Source organism: Microbacterium songi, from assembly GCF_042747925.1.
Lineage (GTDB): Bacteria > Actinomycetota > Actinomycetes > Actinomycetales > Microbacteriaceae > Microbacterium.
This window is the reverse complement of record NZ_JBHZIE010000001.1, coordinates 142,745-161,363: the sequence shown is the minus strand read 5'-3', so window position 1 is coordinate 161,363 and position 18,619 is coordinate 142,745. Positions and strand designations below refer to the sequence as shown.

Below are 18,619 nucleotides of genomic sequence, written 5' to 3'. Positions count from 1 at the left end.
GCACCCGCGGCGGGCGATGCGTGCGCACGGTCGGGTCACTCCCCGGCGGGGTCGGTGCCGGGGTTGGTGCCGCGGTGCAGCGCGACGATCCCGAACGTGAGGTCGCGATGGGCGACCCCGGTCCACCCCGCCTCGCGCATCCAGGCCGACAGGGTGGGCTGGTCGGGCCAGTCCCGGATCGACTCGTTGAGGTAGTCGTACGCGTCGGCGTTCGAGCTGACGGCCTTGGCCACGACGGGGAGGATCCGGTCGTTGTAGAAGCGGTACAGCCCCTCGAACACGGGCGACGGCGGGTGCGAGAACTCGCAGACGACGATGCGGCCGCCGAGCCGGGTGACGCGACGCAGCTCACGGAGGGCCTTCTTCGGGTCATTCACGTTGCGCAGCCCGAACGACATCGTCACGGTGTCGAACTCGCCGTCCTCGAAGGGGAGCGCGGTCGCGTCCGCCTCGGTGAAGCTGAGATTCGCGATGTCGTGGTGACGACGGCGGCCCTCGGCGATCATTCCGGGCGAGAAGTCCGCCGCGACGACGTCTGCGCCGCTGCGCGCCAGCGCCACGCTCGATGCACCGGTGCCGGCGGCGAGATCGAGGATGCGCTGACCCGGGCGGGGAGCCACGGCGCGCGTCGTGGCCACGCGCCACAGCCGGTCGTTGCCGAGGCTCAGCACGGCATTCGTACGGTCGTACCCCGCAGCGACCTCGTCGAACATGCCGCTGACGCGCGCGGGGTCTTTGCCGAGATCGGCGCGGTGCGGGCGGTCGGAGTGCATCCGTCGATTGTAGGCCGGGGCGGCGTGCGCCCGGCCCTCACTGCGGCGCGAGCGCCTCGAGCCTGACGAACCACGAGTCTGCGGTCGCGTCGTCGAACGGCGGCACGCGACGCGTCACCTGCTCCTCGAGATCGATGGCCACCTGCTCGAGTCGAGCCACGATCTCCGGCGGGTACCCGTAGGCGACGCGATGCTCCTCCCACTCGTCGCGATCGTCGATGTAGATCCCGCGTTCGACGCGGTCGACGACGTCGAGGTCCATGTCGATGCCGGTCGGCACCCCGTCCTGCCAGCGGGCGTCCCACGCGATGTCGATGTAGATGACCGTCCTGCTGGGCGCGGCGTTGCGCGTGTACACGAACTCCCCCGACGGCGGAAGGAGCGTGATGTTCGGATGCTGCACCGCGACGTCGCGCCCCGGTCGAGCGCTGCGCCACCCCGGCTGCTGGCCGAACCAGTCCCCCCACCGGTCGCTGCCGAGGTAGATGCACTCGTGCTCCCAGTGCGGTCCCCCGTCCCATTTCCGCCACCGGAAGTTCAACGGTGTACCGGATGCAGGACGCGGCGGCGAGGGTGTCACGGCGCAAGTCTAGGCTGGAGACGTGCGGGATTCCGAAGGGCGAGAAGTGCCGCGGCTCTGTGCCGAGACACGCGAGATCGACCACGTCGACGACCTCCTCGATTTCGCCGATCCGACCGGAACGCTCGCCTGGCTTCGCCGTGGCGACGGCATCGTCGCGCTGAGCGGTGTCGGAGAGCCGGTGTTCACCCTCTCGGAGGACGGCGCCACCGACCTCGCCCGCATCGCTCGGCTCGCCGCCCGCTGGCGCGCGATCTCGGACGTCGCCGAGGTGGATGACGACGTGCGGGTCCCCGGTACGGGTCTGGTCGGCTTCGGTGCGATCGCGTTCGACGACCGCTCCTCAGCGCCATCCACGATCATCGTGCCGTCGGCGCTGGTCGGACGCCGGGCTGGACGCTCGTGGGTCACCCGCATCAGGCGAGCGGATGCCGCGTACCCCGAGCTGCCCACCGGGCTGGCCCCGTGGGGCGCGTACTGGTCGGCGACGCTCGGTCCCGGTTCCCTCGACCCGGCGGCGTATCAGGCGGCCGTTCATGCGGCCCTCGACGCGATCGCCGCGGGCGAAGTGAGCAAGGTGGTGCTCGCCCGGGATCTGCGGGGCACGGTCCCCGCCGGCGCCGACCTGCGTCGACTCGCCCGCGCACTGTCGACGGGGTATCCCGACTGCTGGGCATTCGCCGTGGACGGCCTCATCGGCGCCAGTCCCGAGACACTGGTGACCGTGTCGCGCGGGACCGTCACGGCCCGCGTCCTGGCCGGTACCACTCCTCGCGGCGCCGACGCGGACGCCGACACGCTCGCTTCCGCGGCGCTGGCGACCAGCGCGAAAGACCAGGACGAACACCTCTACGCCGTCCGCAGCGTGCTCGGCTCGCTGAGGTCGCACACGTCGGCACTCGCCGCGAGCGAGCAGCCGTTCACCCTGAAGCTTCCCAACGTCTGGCACCTGGCGACCGATGTCGAGGGCACGCTCTCGGGCGCGGCATCCGCTCTGGATCTCGTCGGCGCACTGCATCCCACCGCCGCGGTCGCGGGCACCCCCACCGCCGCTGCCCTGGCGGTCATCGACGGCCTCGAGCCGTTCGACCGCGGACGTTACGCGGGTCCGGTGGGCTGGGTGGACGGCACGGGCGACGGGGAATGGGCGATCGCCCTGCGCTGCGCTCAGATCGGAGCGCCGGATGCCGCGACCGACGCGTCCCCGGACGGCGCCCCCGACGTCGGCTCCCCGACACCCTTTTCTCTGCCCGCCACGCTGCCCGTCGTGGCGCACGCGGGCGCGGGCATCGTGGCGGGCAGCGACCCGGAGTCCGAGCTGATGGAGACGCGCGTCAAGTTCCGACCCATCGTGGACGCGTTGGCCTGATACCGCCGGTTCAGGTGGCGGCCAGGCGCTTCTTCTCGACCTCGACGTCGAACGTCGCGGTCGGCCACTGCGGGTCGATGTCCCGGAGGGTCTCGAGCAGGAGGTTCTGCACCGCGAGCCGGGCGTACCACTTGCGGTTGGCGGGGACGACGTACCAGGGCGCGACGTCGGTCGAGGTGCGCTCGAACACCGTCTGGTAGGCATCCATGTAGTGGGGCCACAGAGCGCGTTCGTCGACGTCGCCCGGGTTGTACTTCCAGTGCTTGTCGGGGCGGTCGAGCCGTTCGGCGAGTCGATCCCGCTGCTCGTCGTAGGAGATGTGCAGCATCACCTTGACGACACGCGCCCCGGAGGCGACGAGTCCCGCTTCGAACTCGTTGATCGCGCCATAGCGACGCTCGATCTCCTCGTCGGACGCGAGCGAGCGCACCTTGCCGACCAGCACGTCCTCGTAGTGCGAGCGGTCGAAGACGCCGATGAGTCCGGGCGTCGGAACTCGGGAGCGCACGCGCCAGAGGAAGTCGTGGGAGAGCTCTTCGGGGGTGGGCTTCTTGAACGCCGTGAGCAAGACTCCCTGAGGGTCGACCGCGCCGATCACGTGCCGCACGATGCCGCCCTTGCCGGCGGAGTCCATCGCCTGCAGCACGAGCAGGATCGAGGCATCCGACGCGCCCGTCCTGCTCTGCGCGAACAGGCGCTCCTGATACTCGTCGAGCTGCGCGAGTCCCGCCTTCAGATCTTCGGCACCGGTCGACTTCGACCCGGAGTGCCCGGGGGTGGACTCGGGATCCAGACCCGACAGCACGAATCCGGGGCCTGCGCGCAGGAGGTCGAGGGTGTCGGCGCCCCCGCGGGTCTGGCTCTTCGAGGTCATCTGCCCATTCTGGCGCGCGGCGGCGTCACGCGCGAGGACGCCGGGCGACCTCATCGGCGTCAGCGCGGAAGCGGCACTTCGATCAGCTGACGACCGCCTACGGGGGCGACCAGCGCCTGGTCGAGCGCGGTGCGGGTGGTCACGCGCAGATACTCCCAGCCGTACGCCAGCGCCAGTTGCTCGAGCCGGGTCGTGTGGGGGGTGTAGAGCACGCGGTCCATCGCGGCGGGATCGGCGACTCCCGCCACCTCGAGCGTGTCGAAGATCGTCCCGCCGCCGTCGTTGCCGATGATGACCTGGATGCGCGGCTCGGGCTCACCCGGTGGCAGCAGCAGCGATCCGACGTCGTGCAGCAGGGCGAGATCGCCCATGAGCAGCCTGGTCACTCCCGGTGCGCCGCTGCTCTGGCTCGCGATCGCGACGCCGAGTGCGGTGGCGACCGTACCGTCAATGCCGGCAAGACCCCGGTTGGCGTGCACGGGCACCTTTTTGCCCCCCACGACTGCATCGGCCACGCGCACGAGACGTGACGAGCCGAAGACGAGTCGGTCGTGCGGCCACGTCGCGCGCCACACCGCGTCGACGAGGTTCTCCCGATCGAGCGGCGTCCGGATCGCCGCCAGCTCCCCGGCGATCGCTCCCAGCCGCGCGCGGGGGTCGGCCGAGCCGAGACCCTCGACGTCGGGCGCGGGCGGGGCGACGTCGACCGCGGCGTCGCGCGAAGCGCGCATCCACGCGCCGAGCCACTCGCGGTCGGCTTCACCCGGCTCCACCGCGACGGTGTCGAGCGGCACCGTCGCGCCGTTGAGGTTCAGGGGTTCTCCGGGCCCACGGAGCGCCAGGACTTCCACCTCGACATCCGACAGCAGGGCGGTCACCTCGCGGCTCAGCGTCGGGTGACCGAGCACGACCGCCCGCTCGATCCGCCCGCCGAGCTGCGGGTCGCGCAACAACGCCCGATAACCGTGCACCAGGTTGCGCCCGAAGCGCGCGCCGCTGACGACCTCGGCGATGAGCGGCCATCCGCCCGCGTGCGCGAGCGCCTCCGCATCGCTGCCGGCGTCCGACCCTGCGATCACGACCGTGCGCGCACCGCGGGCCAGCATGTGCGGTGCCGCGTCTGCTTCCCCGGGCAGATCGGCCTCGCCGATACCGCCGCCGCCCTGATACAGAGCGCCGGATGCCTCGGCCTCGGTGTCTGCGTCGGGCAGAGGCGCGGCATCCGGGTCCTGCTCGGACGTCGAGGCCAGCTCGGTCTCGGGCACACCCATCCAGCCCGGGAACTGCCCCGCGAGGGGCTCGCGGAACGGGACGTTCAGGTGGACGGGGCCGGCCGAGCGCATGCCCTCGCCGAGCGCTGCGGCCACCGCCTGCTGGGCCACGACGCGCAACATGGCACTCTGCGGTCCGTCGCCGAGCGGATCGGTCTCTTCGGCCACGGGGAGGTCGGCCTCGTACCGGGTGTTCGGAGCGAACATCCCCGGCTGGCGGGTGGTCTGATTCGCGCCGACACCGCGCAGCTCGGGTGGGCGGTCGGCAGTGAGGATGATCAGCGGAACCCCCGCGTGATGCGCCTCGAGTGCCGCCGGCAGAAGATTCGCCCCCGCGGTACCGGAGGTGCACATCACCACGGCCGGCATACCGGACTCGCGACCCAGACCCACTCCGGTGAAGCCGGCCACGCGTTCGTCGATGCGTACGTGCATGCGCACGCCGCCACGGCGCTCGAGTTCGGCCGCGACGAGGGCGAGTGCCTGCGAGCGCGAACCCGGACTCACGACGAGGTGCCGCACCCCGAGCTCGACGAGTGCGCACAGGAGGGCTGCGGCGGCGTCCGTGGCGGGCGACACCAGGCGCCGTTCATCGACGGCGGGCTCGCCGCGCGCCGGGTCCTTCTCGAGCGACACGACTCAGCCGACGGCGCCGCGCTGGCCGCGGCCGTCGTCGTCGTCCGAGGGGAGCTCAGGACCCCGAGCGGGAGGCTCGATGGCGGGAGCGGCCGTGGGCGGGGCAGGCGTCCCCGGCCCGGAGGCGGATGAGGCACCTGCGGGGGGCATGTCCCACTTCGGGTCGTCGTCTTCGGCGTCGAGCATGGCCAGCTCTTCCTCGAGACGGCGAATGCGTTCGTCCTGATCGCTGACCGTTCCGAGGCGCCCGAGGAACTCCGGATCGTCGTCGGGCGCACGACGGGCGGTCAGGGTCGACGCGCGTACGCGACCGACCGCGAGCCACAACAGGCCGCCCAGCACGGGGATCAGCACCACGATGAGAAGCCACACCGGCTTGCTGACGCCGCGGTGCCTGTTCGGAGGCTGCACAGCACAATCGACGATGGTGTAGACCCAGAAGGCGGTCAGCACCAGCGCGAGAATCAGCAGCACGCGGGTCACGATCCCCATCCTAAGCGCGCTGCGACCACCCGGTCCGGTGGAGGCGCAACTGTGGGCGCTCGCACAGGACGCGCACGGGCGCGGACGTAGAATGAACCGGTGAAGCTGCCCCCGATGCTGACCTACACGGTGCTGCGCCTGCTCGCGTTCCTGGTGCCGTTCGGCGTCCTCATGCTGTTCCCGGTGTTCCAGGAGCTCTACTGGCTGGCGGCCGTCTTCGCCGCTCTCATCGGACTGAGCATCTCGCTGCTGTTCCTTCGGCGCCCGCTCGCCGACGTGTCGGCGACGATCGATCGCCGTCGCCGCGCAGAGCGTGCCGTGGCCGACGACGAGAGTGTCGAGGATGCCGCGAACGACGTCGCGCGCGGGGTCGCGACATCCGAATCCCCGGTATCTCAGCCGACGAACGACCAGGCGACGAAGAAGCCGTAGGCGACGGACGTCAGCGACGCGAGTGCGAGGGCGACGACGAGTTCGCGCGGCGCGCGGTACGTCCAGACGATGAGGATCGCGGGCAGTGCCACGAGCAGCACCAGCAGGGTCAGCCACGCGATCGGATAGAACAGCGCCAGGAAGATCGCGATCGCGAACGGCAGCAGCACGAACGCCGTGAACACGACCTGTGTGGCGCGCTTGCCGATGCGCACCGTGAGGGTGCGCTTGCCCGCCTCGCGGTCCTGATCGATGTCGCGGAGGTTGTTGACGAGCAGCACCGCACACGCCAGCAGGCCGGCAGCGACGGCGCCGAACCACGCTTCCTGCGGGAGTGACTGCACCTGAACCCACGTCGTGCCGAGGGTCGCCACCAGCCCGAAGAAGACGAAGACGAACAGCTCGCCCAGCCCCGCATACCCGTACGGGCGCTTGCCGCCGGTGTAGAAGTACGCCGCGACGATGCAGATCGCCCCGATCGGGATGAACCACCACTGCTGCGTGCGGATCGTGACTGCGAGCCCCGCGACCGCTGCGATCGCGAAGAAGGCGAGCGCGACCACGAGGACGGTGCGCGGCTTCGCCTTGCGCGACGCGGTCAGTCGCGCCGGCCCGACGCGGAAGTCGTCGGTGCCGCGGATGCCGTCGCTGTAGTCGTTGGCGTAATTCACGCCGATCTGCAGGCTGAGCGCGACGGCCAGGCACAGCAGCGCCAGCACCCAGTGGAACAGGCCGTCCACGAGACGGGCGGCGCCGGTGCCGATCAGAATGGGAGTGATCGCCAGCGGCAGGGTTCGCAGCCGCGCGGCCCCGATCCAGTCCCGCGCCGTCGCCTTCGGAACCTGCCGTGGGTCGCGCGACACGTGAGCCCGCTGAGGATTGCCGCGACTGGGCTGCTTCTTCGGCTTGGTCTGCGTGCGCTTCTTGCGAGGGGATCCGGCCACGAGGAGACATCCTACGGCGACAGGACCATCGGTCCGCTCAGCCGCCCGGAGCGCGGAGGGCGAGGCGCAGTGCTTCGCGATCGGGTTTGCCGGAGGCGAGCGTCGGCAGAGCGCCGACGAGGACGATGCGAGACGGCCGTGCGTGCGCGCCGACCGTCGCCTCAACGGCCGTGCGAGCCGCGCTCAGCACCGCGTCCTCGTCGTGGGCGCCGAACTCCTCGCGGGAGACGACGACGACGGATGCCTCGCCCCAGCGCTCGTCGGCGACGCCGACCACGACCGCGTTCCCGAGCCCCGCCACCGTACGGACGATCTGCTCCACGCGATCGAGGGAGATGTTGATGCCGCCCGAGACGATCACGTTGTCGAGCCGTCCACGGACACGCAGGACACCGTCCTCGAGCAGTCCGTCGTCCCCCGTGCGGTACCAGCGCGTTCCGTCGTCATCCACGACGAAGGCGTTCTCGGTCAGGTCGGGTCGACCGAGGTATCCGTCCGCCAGCGTCGGCCCGGCCACCCGCACCTCGCCACCGACGACCGCGAGGCGCACGCCCTTGAGTGGCACGCCGTCGTACACGCATCCGCCGCTGGTCTCACTCGAGCCGTAGGTGCGGACGATGCGCACACCCGCATCGACCGCACGCTCGCGCACCGCCGCCGGCAGCGCCTGCCCGCCGACCAGGATCGCCTCGAAGGAGCGAAGCGCCCGCAGCACCGTGGTGTCTTCGGCCGCGGCATCCAGCAGTCTGGTCACCTGGGCCGGGACCAGCGAGGTGTACGTGGGCACCGGCGCGCCGCCGTCGCTGGATGCCATCGACAGCGCAGCGGCCGTGAAGGACGGAGCACTGAACACGCCGCTCAGGATCGCGGGCTCGCGTCCTGCCACGATGGCGCGGACGAGCACCTGCAGGCCGGCGACGTAGCTCGCGGGCAGCGCGAGCAGCCACGCCCCGTCTCCGATGCGGTCGGCGGTCGCCAAGACGCTCGCGGTGAGCGCGTTACGGCTCAGCACGACGCTCTTGGGCACGCCCGTCGAGCCGGAGGTCGTCACCACGGCCGCCGTGCCGGCGGGCACATCCACGGGCGCCGACCCCGGCATGCCCAGCCCGAGCGCGGGACCCGCGCCGTGCAGCGCCTGCCGCACGGCGCGCAGCACGGTGCGCGGATCGTCGTCGGCGACCGGGACGAGCTTCATCAGCCGACCGATGTGCGCACGGTCAGTACTGCCACGGATAGGGCGCCCAGTCGGGTTCGCGCTTCTCGAGGAAGGCGTCGCGCCCCTCGACCGCCTCGTCCGTGCCGTAGGCCAGCCTCGTCGCCTCGCCGGCGAAGACCTGCTGACCGACGAGTCCGTCATCGACCGCGTTGAACGCGAACTTCAGCATGCGGATCGCGGTGGGCGACTTCGTGAGGATGGTGCGCGCCATCCCGATGGCTTCGCGCTCGAGGTCGGCGTGCGCCACGACCCGGTTGACCGCGCCCATCTCGAAGGCGCGCTGCGCCGAGTACTCCTCGGCGAGGAAGAACACCTCGCGGGCGTTCTTCTGGCCGATCTGGCGGGCGAAGTAGGCCGAACCGTACCCGGCGTCGAAGGAGCCGACGTCGGCATCGGTCTGCTTGAAGCGGCCGTGCTCGCGGGAGGCGACGGTGAGGTCGCAGACGACGTGCAGCGAGTGCCCGCCTCCGGCGGCCCACCCGGGCACCACCGCGATGACCACCTTCGGCATGAATCGGATCAGTCGCTGCACCTCCAGGATGTGCAGCCGACCGGCACGTGCCGGGTCGGTGACCGTGTCGGTCTCGGAGTACTTGTAGCCGTCACGACCGCGGATGCGCTGGTCTCCGCCTGAGCAGAAGGCCCACCCGCCGTCCTTGGGGCTCGGACCGTTGCCGGTGAGCAGCACGACGCCGATGCGCGGATTCTGGCGAGCACCCTCCAGCGCCCGGTAGAGCTCGTCCACCGTGCGCGGGCGGAAGGCGTTGCGGACCTCGGGACGATCGAACGCGATGCGCGCGATCCGGCCGTCTCTCGAGACGTGCGCGGTGATGTCGGTGTACTCCGACGCGCCGGGCGCCGGCATCCACTCGCCCTCATCGAACAGATCGGAGACGGACACCGCTCAGGCGTTCTTCGCGTCGCGCCAGGCGAGCCAGCGGCTGACCAGGTCGTAGTCCCAGTCGGGCCCACCGAAGCCCATCGTGTACAGCCGCGTCCCCGCGTCGTAGAGCGCGTCGGCGAACTGCTCGTCTCGGTCTTTCAGCTCGTTCGAGACGATGAGTCCGGACGCGTCGTGCCCGTCCTTCTCCGCCCAGCGCTCGATCACCTCGAGCTTGTGCGGAACCTGATCGGGACCGACGAAGCTGTGCCAGATGTCGGCGTGACGGGCGACGATCCGCAGCGTCTTCTGCTCGCCGGAACCGCCGATCATGACGGGGATGTGGCGGGTGGGCGCCGGGTTCAGCACGTCCCACCGTGCGGTGACGCGGTCGAGCCCGTCGGAAAGGTCGTTCAGCCGCGAACCGGCGGTGCCGAACTCGTAACCGTACTCGTCGTAGTCGCGCTCGAACCAGCCCGAACCGGTGCCGAAGATGAAGCGACCCTCGCCGCCGCGGGCGCTGATGTGGTCGATCGTGCGGGCCATGTCGGCCTGCAGATCGGGGTTGCGGTAGCTGTTGCAGTTGACGAGCGCACCGAACTCGACGCGCTCGGTCTGCTCGGCCCACGCGGCGAGCATGGTCCACGACTCGAAGTGGAGTCCGTCCGGGTCGCCGTACAGGGGGAAGAAGTGATCCCAGTTGAAGAGGATGTCCACCCCCATCTCCTCGAGGCGGGACACGGCATCGCGAATCGCCGTGTAGCTGACGTGCTGGGGCTGGATCTGCACGCCGAGGCGCACGGGGGTGTCGAGAAGCATGGGTCCCAGCCTAGGACCGGCCGGGCCGCGCAGCGCCCTCCCCCGACATCGGCTCGGCGGCGAGCGCACCCCCAAACGGGGCGCGTCCGAGGGAAGATGGGCTCGTGACCGATGACGCTCCCGCACCCCTTCCCGCCCTGAACGACCTCCTCGAGTCCGCGCGGGTGGTGGCGCTTCCGCTGGTCACGCGATTCCGCGGGGTGGAGGTGCGCGAAGCGGTGCTCTTTGAGGGGCCCGAAGGCTGGACCGAGTTCTCCCCGTTCGTGGAATACGCCGATGCTGAGGCCTCCGCCTGGCTCGCGGCGGCGGTCGACTTCGGATGGCGGGCGCAGCCCGCGGGGCTGCGGACGGAGATCCCCGTCAACGCCACGGTGCCGGCCGTGCCCGCGGCATCCGTCCCCGCACTCCTGGCGCGCTTCGACGGATGCCGCACCGCCAAGGTCAAGGTCGCGGAGCCCGGCCAGCGCCTCAGCGACGACGTCGACCGCGTCCGCGCCGTGCGCGAGGTGATGGGCGTCGAGGGGCGCGTGCGCGTCGACGCCAACGGTGCGTGGAACGTCGACGAGGCCGAACATGCGATCCATGCGCTGGCCGGATTCGACCTCGAGTACGTCGAGCAGCCGTGCGCCACCGTCGACGAGCTCGCCGAGCTGCGACGCCGGGTGAAGTACATGGGCATCCCGATCGCGGCGGACGAGAGCGTCCGAAAGGCGTCCGACCCGCTCGAAGTCGCCCGCGCCGGCGCGGCCGACATCCTCGTGATCAAGGCTCAGCCGCTCGGCGGCGTGCGCCGCGCCCTGGCGATCATCGCCGAAGCCGGCCTGCCGGCCGTGGTCTCGAGTGCGCTCGACACATCGGTCGGGCTCTCGATGGGGGCGAGCCTGGCGGCCGCACTGCCTGCCCTCGACTACGACTGCGGGCTGGCGACCGCGTCCCTGTTCACCAGTGATGTCGCGTCGCCCCCGCTGATCCCGCGGCAGGGAGTGATCGCCGTCGGTCGGGTGCGCCCCGACCCGGCTCTGCTGGAGTCCGCCGGCGCCTCGGCTGAGCGGCGCGACTGGTGGCTCGACCGGATCCGTCGGTGCCACGCGGAGCTGGCCCGCGGCTGAGCCTGAGGAGATCGCCCGCGGGTCAGCCGGCGATGACCTCGGCGAGGATCCGCATGCGCGCGTTGATCGCGAGGCACAGCTCCGCGTCATCGAGACCGTCCATCGCGGCCCGCAGGGCGGCGGTCTCCCACGTGGTCAGGAACATCTGTGCGAGGTCCTCCGGCGGCAGTTTGAGAGGCAGGCCGCTGGCACGCACGATGTCGCGGATGAGATCGGCGACACGTGATGTCATCGCGTCCTCCCACCGGGTGTACGAGGCGGCCAACGTCGCGTCGCGGAGCGCCCGGTTGCGGATCTCGCTGAGCAGCAGGACCCCTGATCGACTGTCGTTCTCGACGTCGAGCAGTCGGCCGACGAGCTCCCCGGGGCTGCCCGACAGCTCGGACGCCGACTCCAGCTCCCGCACGCGCTCGGTCACGGCCGACAGCTTCTCGTCCGACACCCGGCCGGCGAGCTCCAGGAAGAGCTCGTCCTTCGACACGAAGTTCGAGTAGAACGCCCCCCGGGTGAAACCGGCGCGTTCGCAGATCGCCTCCACGGATGCCGCGTCCAGCCCGACCTCGGCGAACACCTGAGCGGCGGCATCCAGCAGTCTCTGGCGGGTGCGCTCCCGGCGGGCGCTGGCCGGGACGGCCTCGTTCGCGGGTGTCGGCGGGATATCCGCCAGGGCCGCGGTGTCGGCGACCTCGTCTACGGCGGCGCCGGTGGAGGTGCCCGCGGGGGTGCTCATGGTGTCGCTCACTGCTTCTCCTTCGGAAGGGCCGGCGGGGCGGGTCCGGGGCCGGTGCTCCCTCACACCCGACTCTCAGACTCGAGACCGTTCCGCGACCTACGATACACATATGTATCGGATACATCGGTGTATCCAAACCCGCAGCACTGTCTGATCCCGGAGGCACCGTGTCCACTCTTCTCTACGCCCTCGGCCGGTGGTCGTATCGGCGACCGTGGCGCGTCATCGCGACGTGGGCGCTGCTGCTCGCCCTCGCCGGCGGCGGGGCCGTCGTCTTCAGCGCGGGAACCGACAACACCTTCTCCATCCCCGGCACCGAATCGCAGGAGGGCATCGAGCAGCTCGCGCGCACATTCCCGCAGGCGAGCGGCACGAGCGCGCAGCTGATCGTCGTCACCGCTGACGGCGCACCCATCGACGAGGCGCCCTACAAGGACGCCATCGAGGACGCCGTGGGCTCGTTCGGAGACCTCGACCAGGTCAGCGCGGCCACCGACCCCTTCGACGAGAACGTGTCGGGTCTCGTCTCGGACGACGACTCCGCCGCGATCGTCCGCCTGCAGTTCGACGGTCAGACGAGCGATGTCACCGCCGACACGAAGACCGATCTGCGCGAGGTCACCACCACGCTGCAGGACGCACTGCCGGACGGCTCACAGGTGCTCCTCGGCGGTGATCTGTTCTCACAGTCCATCCCCGGCGTGACCATCACCGAGGCGATCGGCCTGCTCATCGCCCTGCTGGTGCTGATCGTGACCTTCCGTTCCTTCGTCGTGGCAGGACTCCCCCTCTTGACGGCCATCCTCGGTGTCGGGCTCTCGATGACGCTGATCTTCATCGCCACAGCCTTCGCCACGGTGTCCTCGACGACACCTCTGCTGGCCCTCATGCTCGGGCTGGCTGTCGGCATCGACTATTCGCTGTTCATCGTCGCCCGACATCAGGATCAAGTGCGCGCGGGGATGCCGGTCGAGGAGTCCGCGGCGCGCGCGACGGGCACCGCCGGCTCGGCCGTCGTGTTCGCCGGAATCACCGTGCTGATCGCCCTCATCGGACTGTCGTTCGCGGGTATCCCCTTCCTGACGACGATGGGCATCGCCGCCTCGGTCGCCGTCTTCCTCGCGGTGCTCGTCGCCACGACGCTGACCCCGGCGCTGCTGGGCCTGCTCAAGGAACGCGTGCGAGGACGGATGCCGCGGCACGCGTCGTCCGCCGCGTCCGCCACGTCCGCGCCCGCGGACGACGCCGACCCGGACAGTGTCGGCGAAGGCTCTCCGCGGCCCGCCACTCGCCGTAGGGAGAAGGTGACGTTCTCGCGACGCTGGGTGCGCGGCGTCATGAAGCACCCCGTGCTCACCACCGTCGCCGTCGTCGTCGGGCTGGGGATCGCCACCGTGCCCCTCGCGAGCCTGACGCTTGCCCTGCCGAACGCCGGCATGCTGCCCGCCGACACCGAGGCCCGCCAGAGCTACGACCTCGTGAGCGAGAAGTTCGGTCCGGGCTTCAACGGGCCGATCATCATGACCGGCACAATCGTGACGAGTACAGACCCGCTCGGCCTGATGACCGACCTCGGTGACGACATCGCGACACTCCCGGGCGTGAAGACGGTGGCGCTGGCGACCCCGAACGAGACCGCCGACACCGGCATCGTCCAGCTCATCCCCACGACGGCGCCCGACGATCCTGCCACCGCCGCGCTCGTGCGGGAGCTGCGCGATCAGCACGACCGTCTTCTGGACGAGTACGGCGTCGACCTGAAGGTGACCGGTTTCACCGCGGTCGCGATCGACATCTCCGACCAGCTGGGTGCCGCCCTGATCCCGTTCGGCCTGTTCGTGGTCGGACTCTCGATCATCCTGCTGGCCATCGTCTTCCGGTCCATCTGGGTGCCCATCAAGGCGACCCTCGGCTACCTGCTGTCGATCGGCGCCGCGTTCGGCGTGGTCAGCGCGGTCTTCTCGTGGGGCTGGTTCGCAGACATCCTGCACGTCTCATCGGTCGGCCCGATCATCAGCTTCATGCCCATCGTCGTGATGGGGGTGCTGTTCGGCCTCGCGATGGACTACGAGGTCTTCCTCGTCTCCCGCATGCGTGAGGACTACGTGCATCGCCGTCGCAGCCACCCGCACGAGAGCGACCGCACCGCAGCGCTCGGCGCGGTCGAGTCGGGGTTCGTCGGGTCGTCCCGCGTCGTGGTCGCCGCCGCGATCATCATGTTCTCGATCTTCGCCGCGTTCGTCCCCGAGGGAGACAGCAGCCTGAAGCCGATCGCGCTCGGACTGGCCGTCGGCGTCTTCGTCGACGCGTTCGTCGTGCGCATGACGCTGGTCCCCGCGGTCATGACCCTCCTGGGCGCGAAGGCGTGGTGGATTCCACGGTGGCTGGATCGTCTCCTCCCCCACTTCGACGTGGAGGGCGAAGCGGTCGAACGCGAGCTCGCCATGGCGGATTGGCCCGAGCCCGACACCACCGCGGTGGTCGTCGGTACCGGTATCGCGCTGCGGCAGGGCGACCTCGCCCTCTACGACGATGTCGCGGTACGGGTCGACAGCGGCGAGACGCTCGTCGTGACGGGCGCCGATCGCCGCAGCATCCGTGCACTCCTCCTCACCTTCGCCGGGCGCGTGACCCCGTCGGAAGGCACGCTCAAAGTGGCAGGGCATCTGCTGCCCGCCCGTGCCGCGTGGGTGCGCAGCCACGTCGGGGTCGCCCTCATCGGCGGCGACGACGGATTCGCCCCCGTGAAGGAGCTGCAGCGCGCGCTGGCCGGCACCCCGCGCCTGGTCGTCATCGACGGGCTCGACACGGTCACCGATGACGCCGAACGCGATCAGGTGATGGCTGCGCTCCGGGATGCCGCGGAGCGTGCGCGTTCCGCCGATCGGCGGCTGACGATCATCGCCGGGGCCGTCGACGACACTGATGTGCGCCTCCTGCTCGGCGCGACCGGATCGATCGTCGACACGCTCGATCTTCGATTGCCGCCCCGCCGCGGCATCCCCGCGCCGCACGATCCGGCGGCCGTGCAGCGGGACGATGCCGAGCATCCGTCCGCGCCCGCCCCGACCACTCCGACTCCCGACACCCACGAGGTGAACGCATGACCCTCCCCATCGAGCGCGCCCGCACGCGCAAGCCCATCACCTGGCTCACGGTCATCGGCGTGATCCTGCTGCCCGTCGTCATCGGGGGGATCCTGGTGGCGGCCCTCTACAACCCCACCGAGCGTCTCAGCGAGATGACGGCGGCGATCGTCAACAACGATGAGCCCGTCACGATCAACGATCAGGTCACGCCGCTCGGACGGCAGCTCACCGCGGGGCTCGTCGAGGGGTCGGACGACCTGGCGAGCAATCTCACGTGGGTCGTCTCGAACACATCGGATGCCGCGGAAGGCCTCGCGGACGGCACCTATCAGGCGGTCGTGACGATTCCCGAGAACTTCTCGGCCGCCGCGACCTCCGGCGGACAGGCCATCGGCGGCACGGGTACCCCCGAACAGGCGACGATCTCGGTCAGCACGCCACCGGACGCGCGCATCGTCGACGACGCCATCAGCGCTCAGGTCACGCAGGCTGCGGCATCCGTCATGGGTTCCACGATCTCCTCGGCGACCCTCGACAACGTGTTCCTCGGATTCACGACGCTCGGCGACCAGCTGGGGAGCGCCGCAGACGGCGCGCATCAGCTCGCCGACGGTGCACGTCAGGCGGCCGACGGCGCTGCGGCGCTGCCGAGCGGCGCGGCGCAGCTCGCCGACGGCGCGACCGGCATCGCGACCGGAGCCGGCTCGCTCGGCTCGGGTCTCGATACGATCGCCTCGGGCATCTCGCAGTCCTCGAGCGGAGCTTCGCAGCTCGCCGGCGGCGTGCGTCAGGTCGTCGCGGGGGTGGGTGATCCGCAGCTGGTGAACGCCGCGAACACCGCGGCGGCCGAGGCGAGCACCTCCGCCTCTCAGACCGCCGCGCTGGCCGCCTCGGTGGGCGGGGTCGCGCAGACGAGCGGCGGGCTGTCGGCGACGCTGGGCGACCTCAGTGCGCAATGCTCCGCGTCCGGCGGGTCGGCGCAGTTCTGCGGCGAGCTCGCCGACGCCGCCGGTGTCGCCGCGTCCACAGCGGGTGCCGCGGGTGCGGCTGCCGGCGACGCCGTCACGGCCGCGCGCAGTGCCGGCACCGCCAGCGGGTACGCCGGCCCCACGGCGAGCGGCATCCAGACCCTCACCACCCAGACGAGCGCCGGTCTCACCGAGATCGCGAACCAGACCGACGCCCTGGCATCCGGTCTCGGACAGCTCGCCTCCGGCACGACGCAGTCCGCCGACGGCGCCCGCGCGCTCGAGTCCGGCGCAAGCCAGCTCGCAGACGGCGCGACGCAGCTGTCGACCGGTGCCGGCACACTCGCCACCGGGGTGAGCACTCTCGCCGACGGTACGTCGTCGCTCGCGGACGGCCTCACGACCGCGGCATCGTCACTGCCGTCCTACACCGACTCCGAGGCGCAGAACCTCGCGGATGTCGTCAGCAACCCGGTGACCGCCGACGGCGCCGGCACGTCATTGTTCGGGGCATCCGCTGTGCCGCTGCTCGCGACCCTCGCCCTCTGGGTCGGCGGGCTCGCCTCATTCATCGCCCTGCAGGCCGTCACCCGGCGCGCGCTCGCATCACGGCGGCCGTCGGCGTTGCTGGCGCTGCGCAGCTTCGCCCCGGGCGCGCTGATCGGCCTGCTGCAGGGCCTCGCTGTGGCGGCGGTCGTACAGTCGGCCGCCTCCTACTCGTGGGCTGACTGGTGGGCGTTCGCCGGCATCGCCGCACTGACAGGGGTGGCGTTCGCCGCTGTCAACCAGGCGCTGGTCGCGCTTCTGCGCGGCTTCGGTCGCTGGGTGGCCGCGCTGGTCGCCGTGCTCGTGGTTGCAACCGGAGTGGTCTCCACCATCCCCGGGTGGCTCGCCGGCATCGCGGGGTTCATGCCCACCGCGCCGGCGTACGACGCCATGCTCGGCGCCCTCGCCGGCGCCGGAGGGATCGGGGCCGGCATCGCCGGACTCGTCATTTGGACCGTCCTGTCGCTGGCCGTGACCGTGATCGTCGTGACGAGGAAGCGCTCGATCGCCGTGCGCGATCTGGTCGCGGCATCCGCTCTGCCCGCCTGAACCGGGCCCGGGCCGGGTGCGCGCCGCAGCCGGCCCGGCCCGGCGCACGCCGATGGCCCCACTCCTTCAGAGGCCGGAGTGTGACGTTCCGCGTGGACGCATCCGGCAGGGTTCGGCCACCGGCCGTCGCCGCCGGGGCCATTCACGTTCGAAGGCCAGAGTGTGACGTTCCGCGTGGACGCATCCGGCAGGGTTCGGCCACCGGCCGTCGCCGCCGGGCCATCCACGTTCGAAGGCCAGAGTGTGACGCGAAGTGGCGACGAACCCGGCGATCTTTGGCCCAGAGCTCGTTCCTCCCCATGGGAGACATCGGTTGAAGCATCCACCGGTCTGATCCCGGCGATGTGCAGGGTCTTTCCGACGCGGTCTACTCGACGAGTGCACCCGAGCCCACTCCCCCCGCAGTTGAGAAACCGCGCTTTCCGCGTCGGTGAGGCGCTCGACGCGGGTGTGACACCCCGACGGCTCCGTGCACGCGACCTGGAAGCGCCGTTCTACGGAGTGCGGCGCATGCGCAACCGTCAGGACATCGACGCCCCGTCGGGTCTGCTCACGAGTGACCAGCGATACGCCGCTGTCGACCGAGCGTGTCGCGCCCTTCTGCCGCGCATGTCACCAGAGCACTTCTTCAGCGGCAAGACCGCCGCCGCCCTGTGGCGACTCCCGCTCCCCTCGTCCGTGCCCGTGCTGCCCCTCGACGTATCCGGAGTCGCGCCGCGCCGCGCGCCGCGCACCCCCGGTGTGAACGCCTCGCGTATGCAGGTCGATCCGCGCCGGGACCTCACGCGGTTTGCAGGACTCCCCGTCACCCGTCCGGCGGAGACGTGGGCTCAGCTGGCCACATCTCTCACCACCGACGAGCTGATCATCGTGGCCGACGCGCTGGTCGGGCGACGCGTCCTCGCCTCGGTCGAAGAACTGCATCGCGCCGCGCATCGCCTGCGAAGGGTCGGGGTGTCACGACTGGACGCCGCGATGAAGGAAGTTCGGACGGGGAGCGAGTCGCCGCGAGAGACCGAGACCCGCCTCGTCCTCGTGCGAGGAGGCCTGCCCGAACCGATGCTCAATTGGGAGCTTCGCGACGCGGACGGGAGCCTCGTCGCACGCCTCGACATGGCGTTTCCCCACTATCGCGTGTGCGTCGAATACGACGGCCGTCATCACGCCGAAGACCCCCGGCAGTTCGCACGTGACGCCGACCGCTGGGACGCTCTGCTGTCAGCCGGTTGGGTCAACGTGCGCGTCCTCGCGCACCACTACAACGATCCAAGACGACTGATTCTGGATCGCGCACGTGCCGCCCTCCTGGCTCGAGGGTGGCAGCCATGAATGCGCGCCTCGTGACAGC

16 protein-coding genes are annotated in these 18,619 nt (G+C 70.8%); 6 read left to right on the top strand and 10 right to left on the bottom strand.

Features of this window, described 5'->3' with window-relative positions; genetic code table 11:
* Positions 1-35 precede the first annotated feature (35 nt).
* Both ACFM35_RS00800 and ACFM35_RS00795 read right to left on the bottom strand, forming a co-directional pair.
* Entirely contained in the window at positions 36-773 is a 738-nt protein-coding gene (locus ACFM35_RS00800; protein WP_378837148.1) for a class I SAM-dependent methyltransferase, read from the bottom strand.
* A 37-nt stretch (positions 774-810) separates the two neighbouring features.
* Positions 811-1,353 (bottom strand): DUF402 domain-containing protein, encoded by a 543-nt coding sequence (locus tag ACFM35_RS00795; protein ID WP_378837145.1) that lies wholly within the window; start codon positions 1,351-1,353, stop codon positions 811-813.
* 22 nt (positions 1,354-1,375) lie between these two features.
* Here ACFM35_RS00795 and ACFM35_RS00790 point away from each other — a divergent pair, with 22 nt between their 5' ends.
* Positions 1,376-2,722, top strand: a complete 1,347-nt coding sequence (locus tag ACFM35_RS00790) for an isochorismate synthase (RefSeq protein ID WP_378837143.1) — start codon at positions 1,376-1,378, stop codon at positions 2,720-2,722.
* Positions 2,723-2,732: 10 nt separating this feature from the next.
* Here the strand turns inward: ACFM35_RS00790 and ACFM35_RS00785 are convergent, their stop codons facing one another.
* The 3 genes from ACFM35_RS00785 to ACFM35_RS00775 are packed head-to-tail and all read right to left on the bottom strand — an operon-like array spanning position 2,733 to position 5,995.
* Positions 2,733-3,596: a PPK2 family polyphosphate kinase gene (locus ACFM35_RS00785; RefSeq protein WP_378837141.1), complete on the bottom strand. Its 864-nt coding sequence runs from the start codon at positions 3,594-3,596 to the stop codon at positions 2,733-2,735.
* A gap of 59 nt (positions 3,597-3,655) precedes the next feature.
* A complete protein-coding gene (gene menD / locus ACFM35_RS00780) occupies positions 3,656-5,503 on the bottom strand; it encodes a 2-succinyl-5-enolpyruvyl-6-hydroxy-3-cyclohexene-1-carboxylic-acid synthase (RefSeq protein WP_378837139.1) in 1,848 nt (615 codons plus the stop codon).
* A 3-nt stretch (positions 5,504-5,506) separates the two neighbouring features.
* Entirely contained in the window at positions 5,507-5,995 is a 489-nt protein-coding gene (locus tag ACFM35_RS00775) for a PLDc N-terminal domain-containing protein (protein ID WP_378837136.1), read from the bottom strand.
* A 90-nt stretch (positions 5,996-6,085) separates the two neighbouring features.
* Here ACFM35_RS00775 and ACFM35_RS00770 point away from each other — a divergent pair, with 90 nt between their 5' ends.
* Positions 6,086-6,418, top strand: coding sequence for a DUF4229 domain-containing protein (locus ACFM35_RS00770; protein WP_378837134.1), 333 nt, complete (start codon positions 6,086-6,088; stop codon positions 6,416-6,418).
* Here ACFM35_RS00770 and ACFM35_RS00765 read toward each other — a convergent pair.
* The 4 genes from ACFM35_RS00765 to ACFM35_RS00750 are packed head-to-tail and all read right to left on the bottom strand — an operon-like array spanning position 6,382 to position 10,277.
* The gene (locus tag ACFM35_RS00765) at positions 6,382-7,362 is read right to left on the bottom strand and encodes a 1,4-dihydroxy-2-naphthoate polyprenyltransferase (protein WP_378837131.1); all 981 of its coding nucleotides are present in this window, start codon (positions 7,360-7,362) and stop codon (positions 6,382-6,384) included. The genes ACFM35_RS00770 and ACFM35_RS00765 overlap by 37 nt on opposite strands.
* A 37-nt stretch (positions 7,363-7,399) precedes the next feature.
* The gene (locus ACFM35_RS00760) at positions 7,400-8,557 is read right to left on the bottom strand and encodes an AMP-binding protein (RefSeq protein ID WP_378837128.1); all 1,158 of its coding nucleotides are present in this window, start codon (positions 8,555-8,557) and stop codon (positions 7,400-7,402) included.
* A 22-nt stretch (positions 8,558-8,579) separates the two neighbouring features.
* Positions 8,580-9,479: a 1,4-dihydroxy-2-naphthoyl-CoA synthase gene (locus ACFM35_RS00755; protein ID WP_378837126.1), complete on the bottom strand. Its 900-nt coding sequence runs from the start codon at positions 9,477-9,479 to the stop codon at positions 8,580-8,582.
* 3 nt (positions 9,480-9,482) lie between these two features.
* On the bottom strand, positions 9,483-10,277 hold the full coding sequence (locus ACFM35_RS00750; RefSeq protein WP_378837123.1) for an LLM class F420-dependent oxidoreductase: 795 nt from the start codon (positions 10,275-10,277) through the stop codon (positions 9,483-9,485).
* 104 nt (positions 10,278-10,381) lie between these two features.
* Between ACFM35_RS00750 and ACFM35_RS00745 the strand changes: the two genes are divergently transcribed.
* Positions 10,382-11,386 (top strand): o-succinylbenzoate synthase, encoded by a 1,005-nt coding sequence (locus ACFM35_RS00745; protein WP_378837121.1) that lies wholly within the window; start codon positions 10,382-10,384, stop codon positions 11,384-11,386.
* Positions 11,387-11,408: 22 nt separating this feature from the next.
* Here the strand turns inward: ACFM35_RS00745 and ACFM35_RS00740 are convergent, their stop codons facing one another.
* Positions 11,409-12,128 (bottom strand): TetR/AcrR family transcriptional regulator, encoded by a 720-nt coding sequence (locus ACFM35_RS00740; RefSeq protein ID WP_378837118.1) that lies wholly within the window; start codon positions 12,126-12,128, stop codon positions 11,409-11,411.
* A 158-nt stretch (positions 12,129-12,286) separates the two neighbouring features.
* Here ACFM35_RS00740 and ACFM35_RS00735 point away from each other — a divergent pair, with 158 nt between their 5' ends.
* From ACFM35_RS00735 to ACFM35_RS00725, 3 genes are all read left to right on the top strand, one after another.
* Positions 12,287-15,226 (top strand): efflux RND transporter permease subunit, encoded by a 2,940-nt coding sequence (locus ACFM35_RS00735; RefSeq protein ID WP_378837115.1) that lies wholly within the window; start codon positions 12,287-12,289, stop codon positions 15,224-15,226.
* Positions 15,223-17,271, top strand: coding sequence for a YhgE/Pip family protein (locus ACFM35_RS00730; RefSeq protein WP_378837113.1), 2,049 nt, complete (start codon positions 15,223-15,225; stop codon positions 17,269-17,271). Before ACFM35_RS00735 ends, ACFM35_RS00730 begins: the two co-directional genes overlap by 4 nt.
* 510 nt (positions 17,272-17,781) lie before the next feature.
* A complete protein-coding gene (locus ACFM35_RS00725) occupies positions 17,782-18,600 on the top strand; it encodes a hypothetical protein (protein ID WP_378837111.1) in 819 nt (272 codons plus the stop codon).
* The last annotated feature ends 19 nt before the right edge of the window (positions 18,601-18,619 follow it).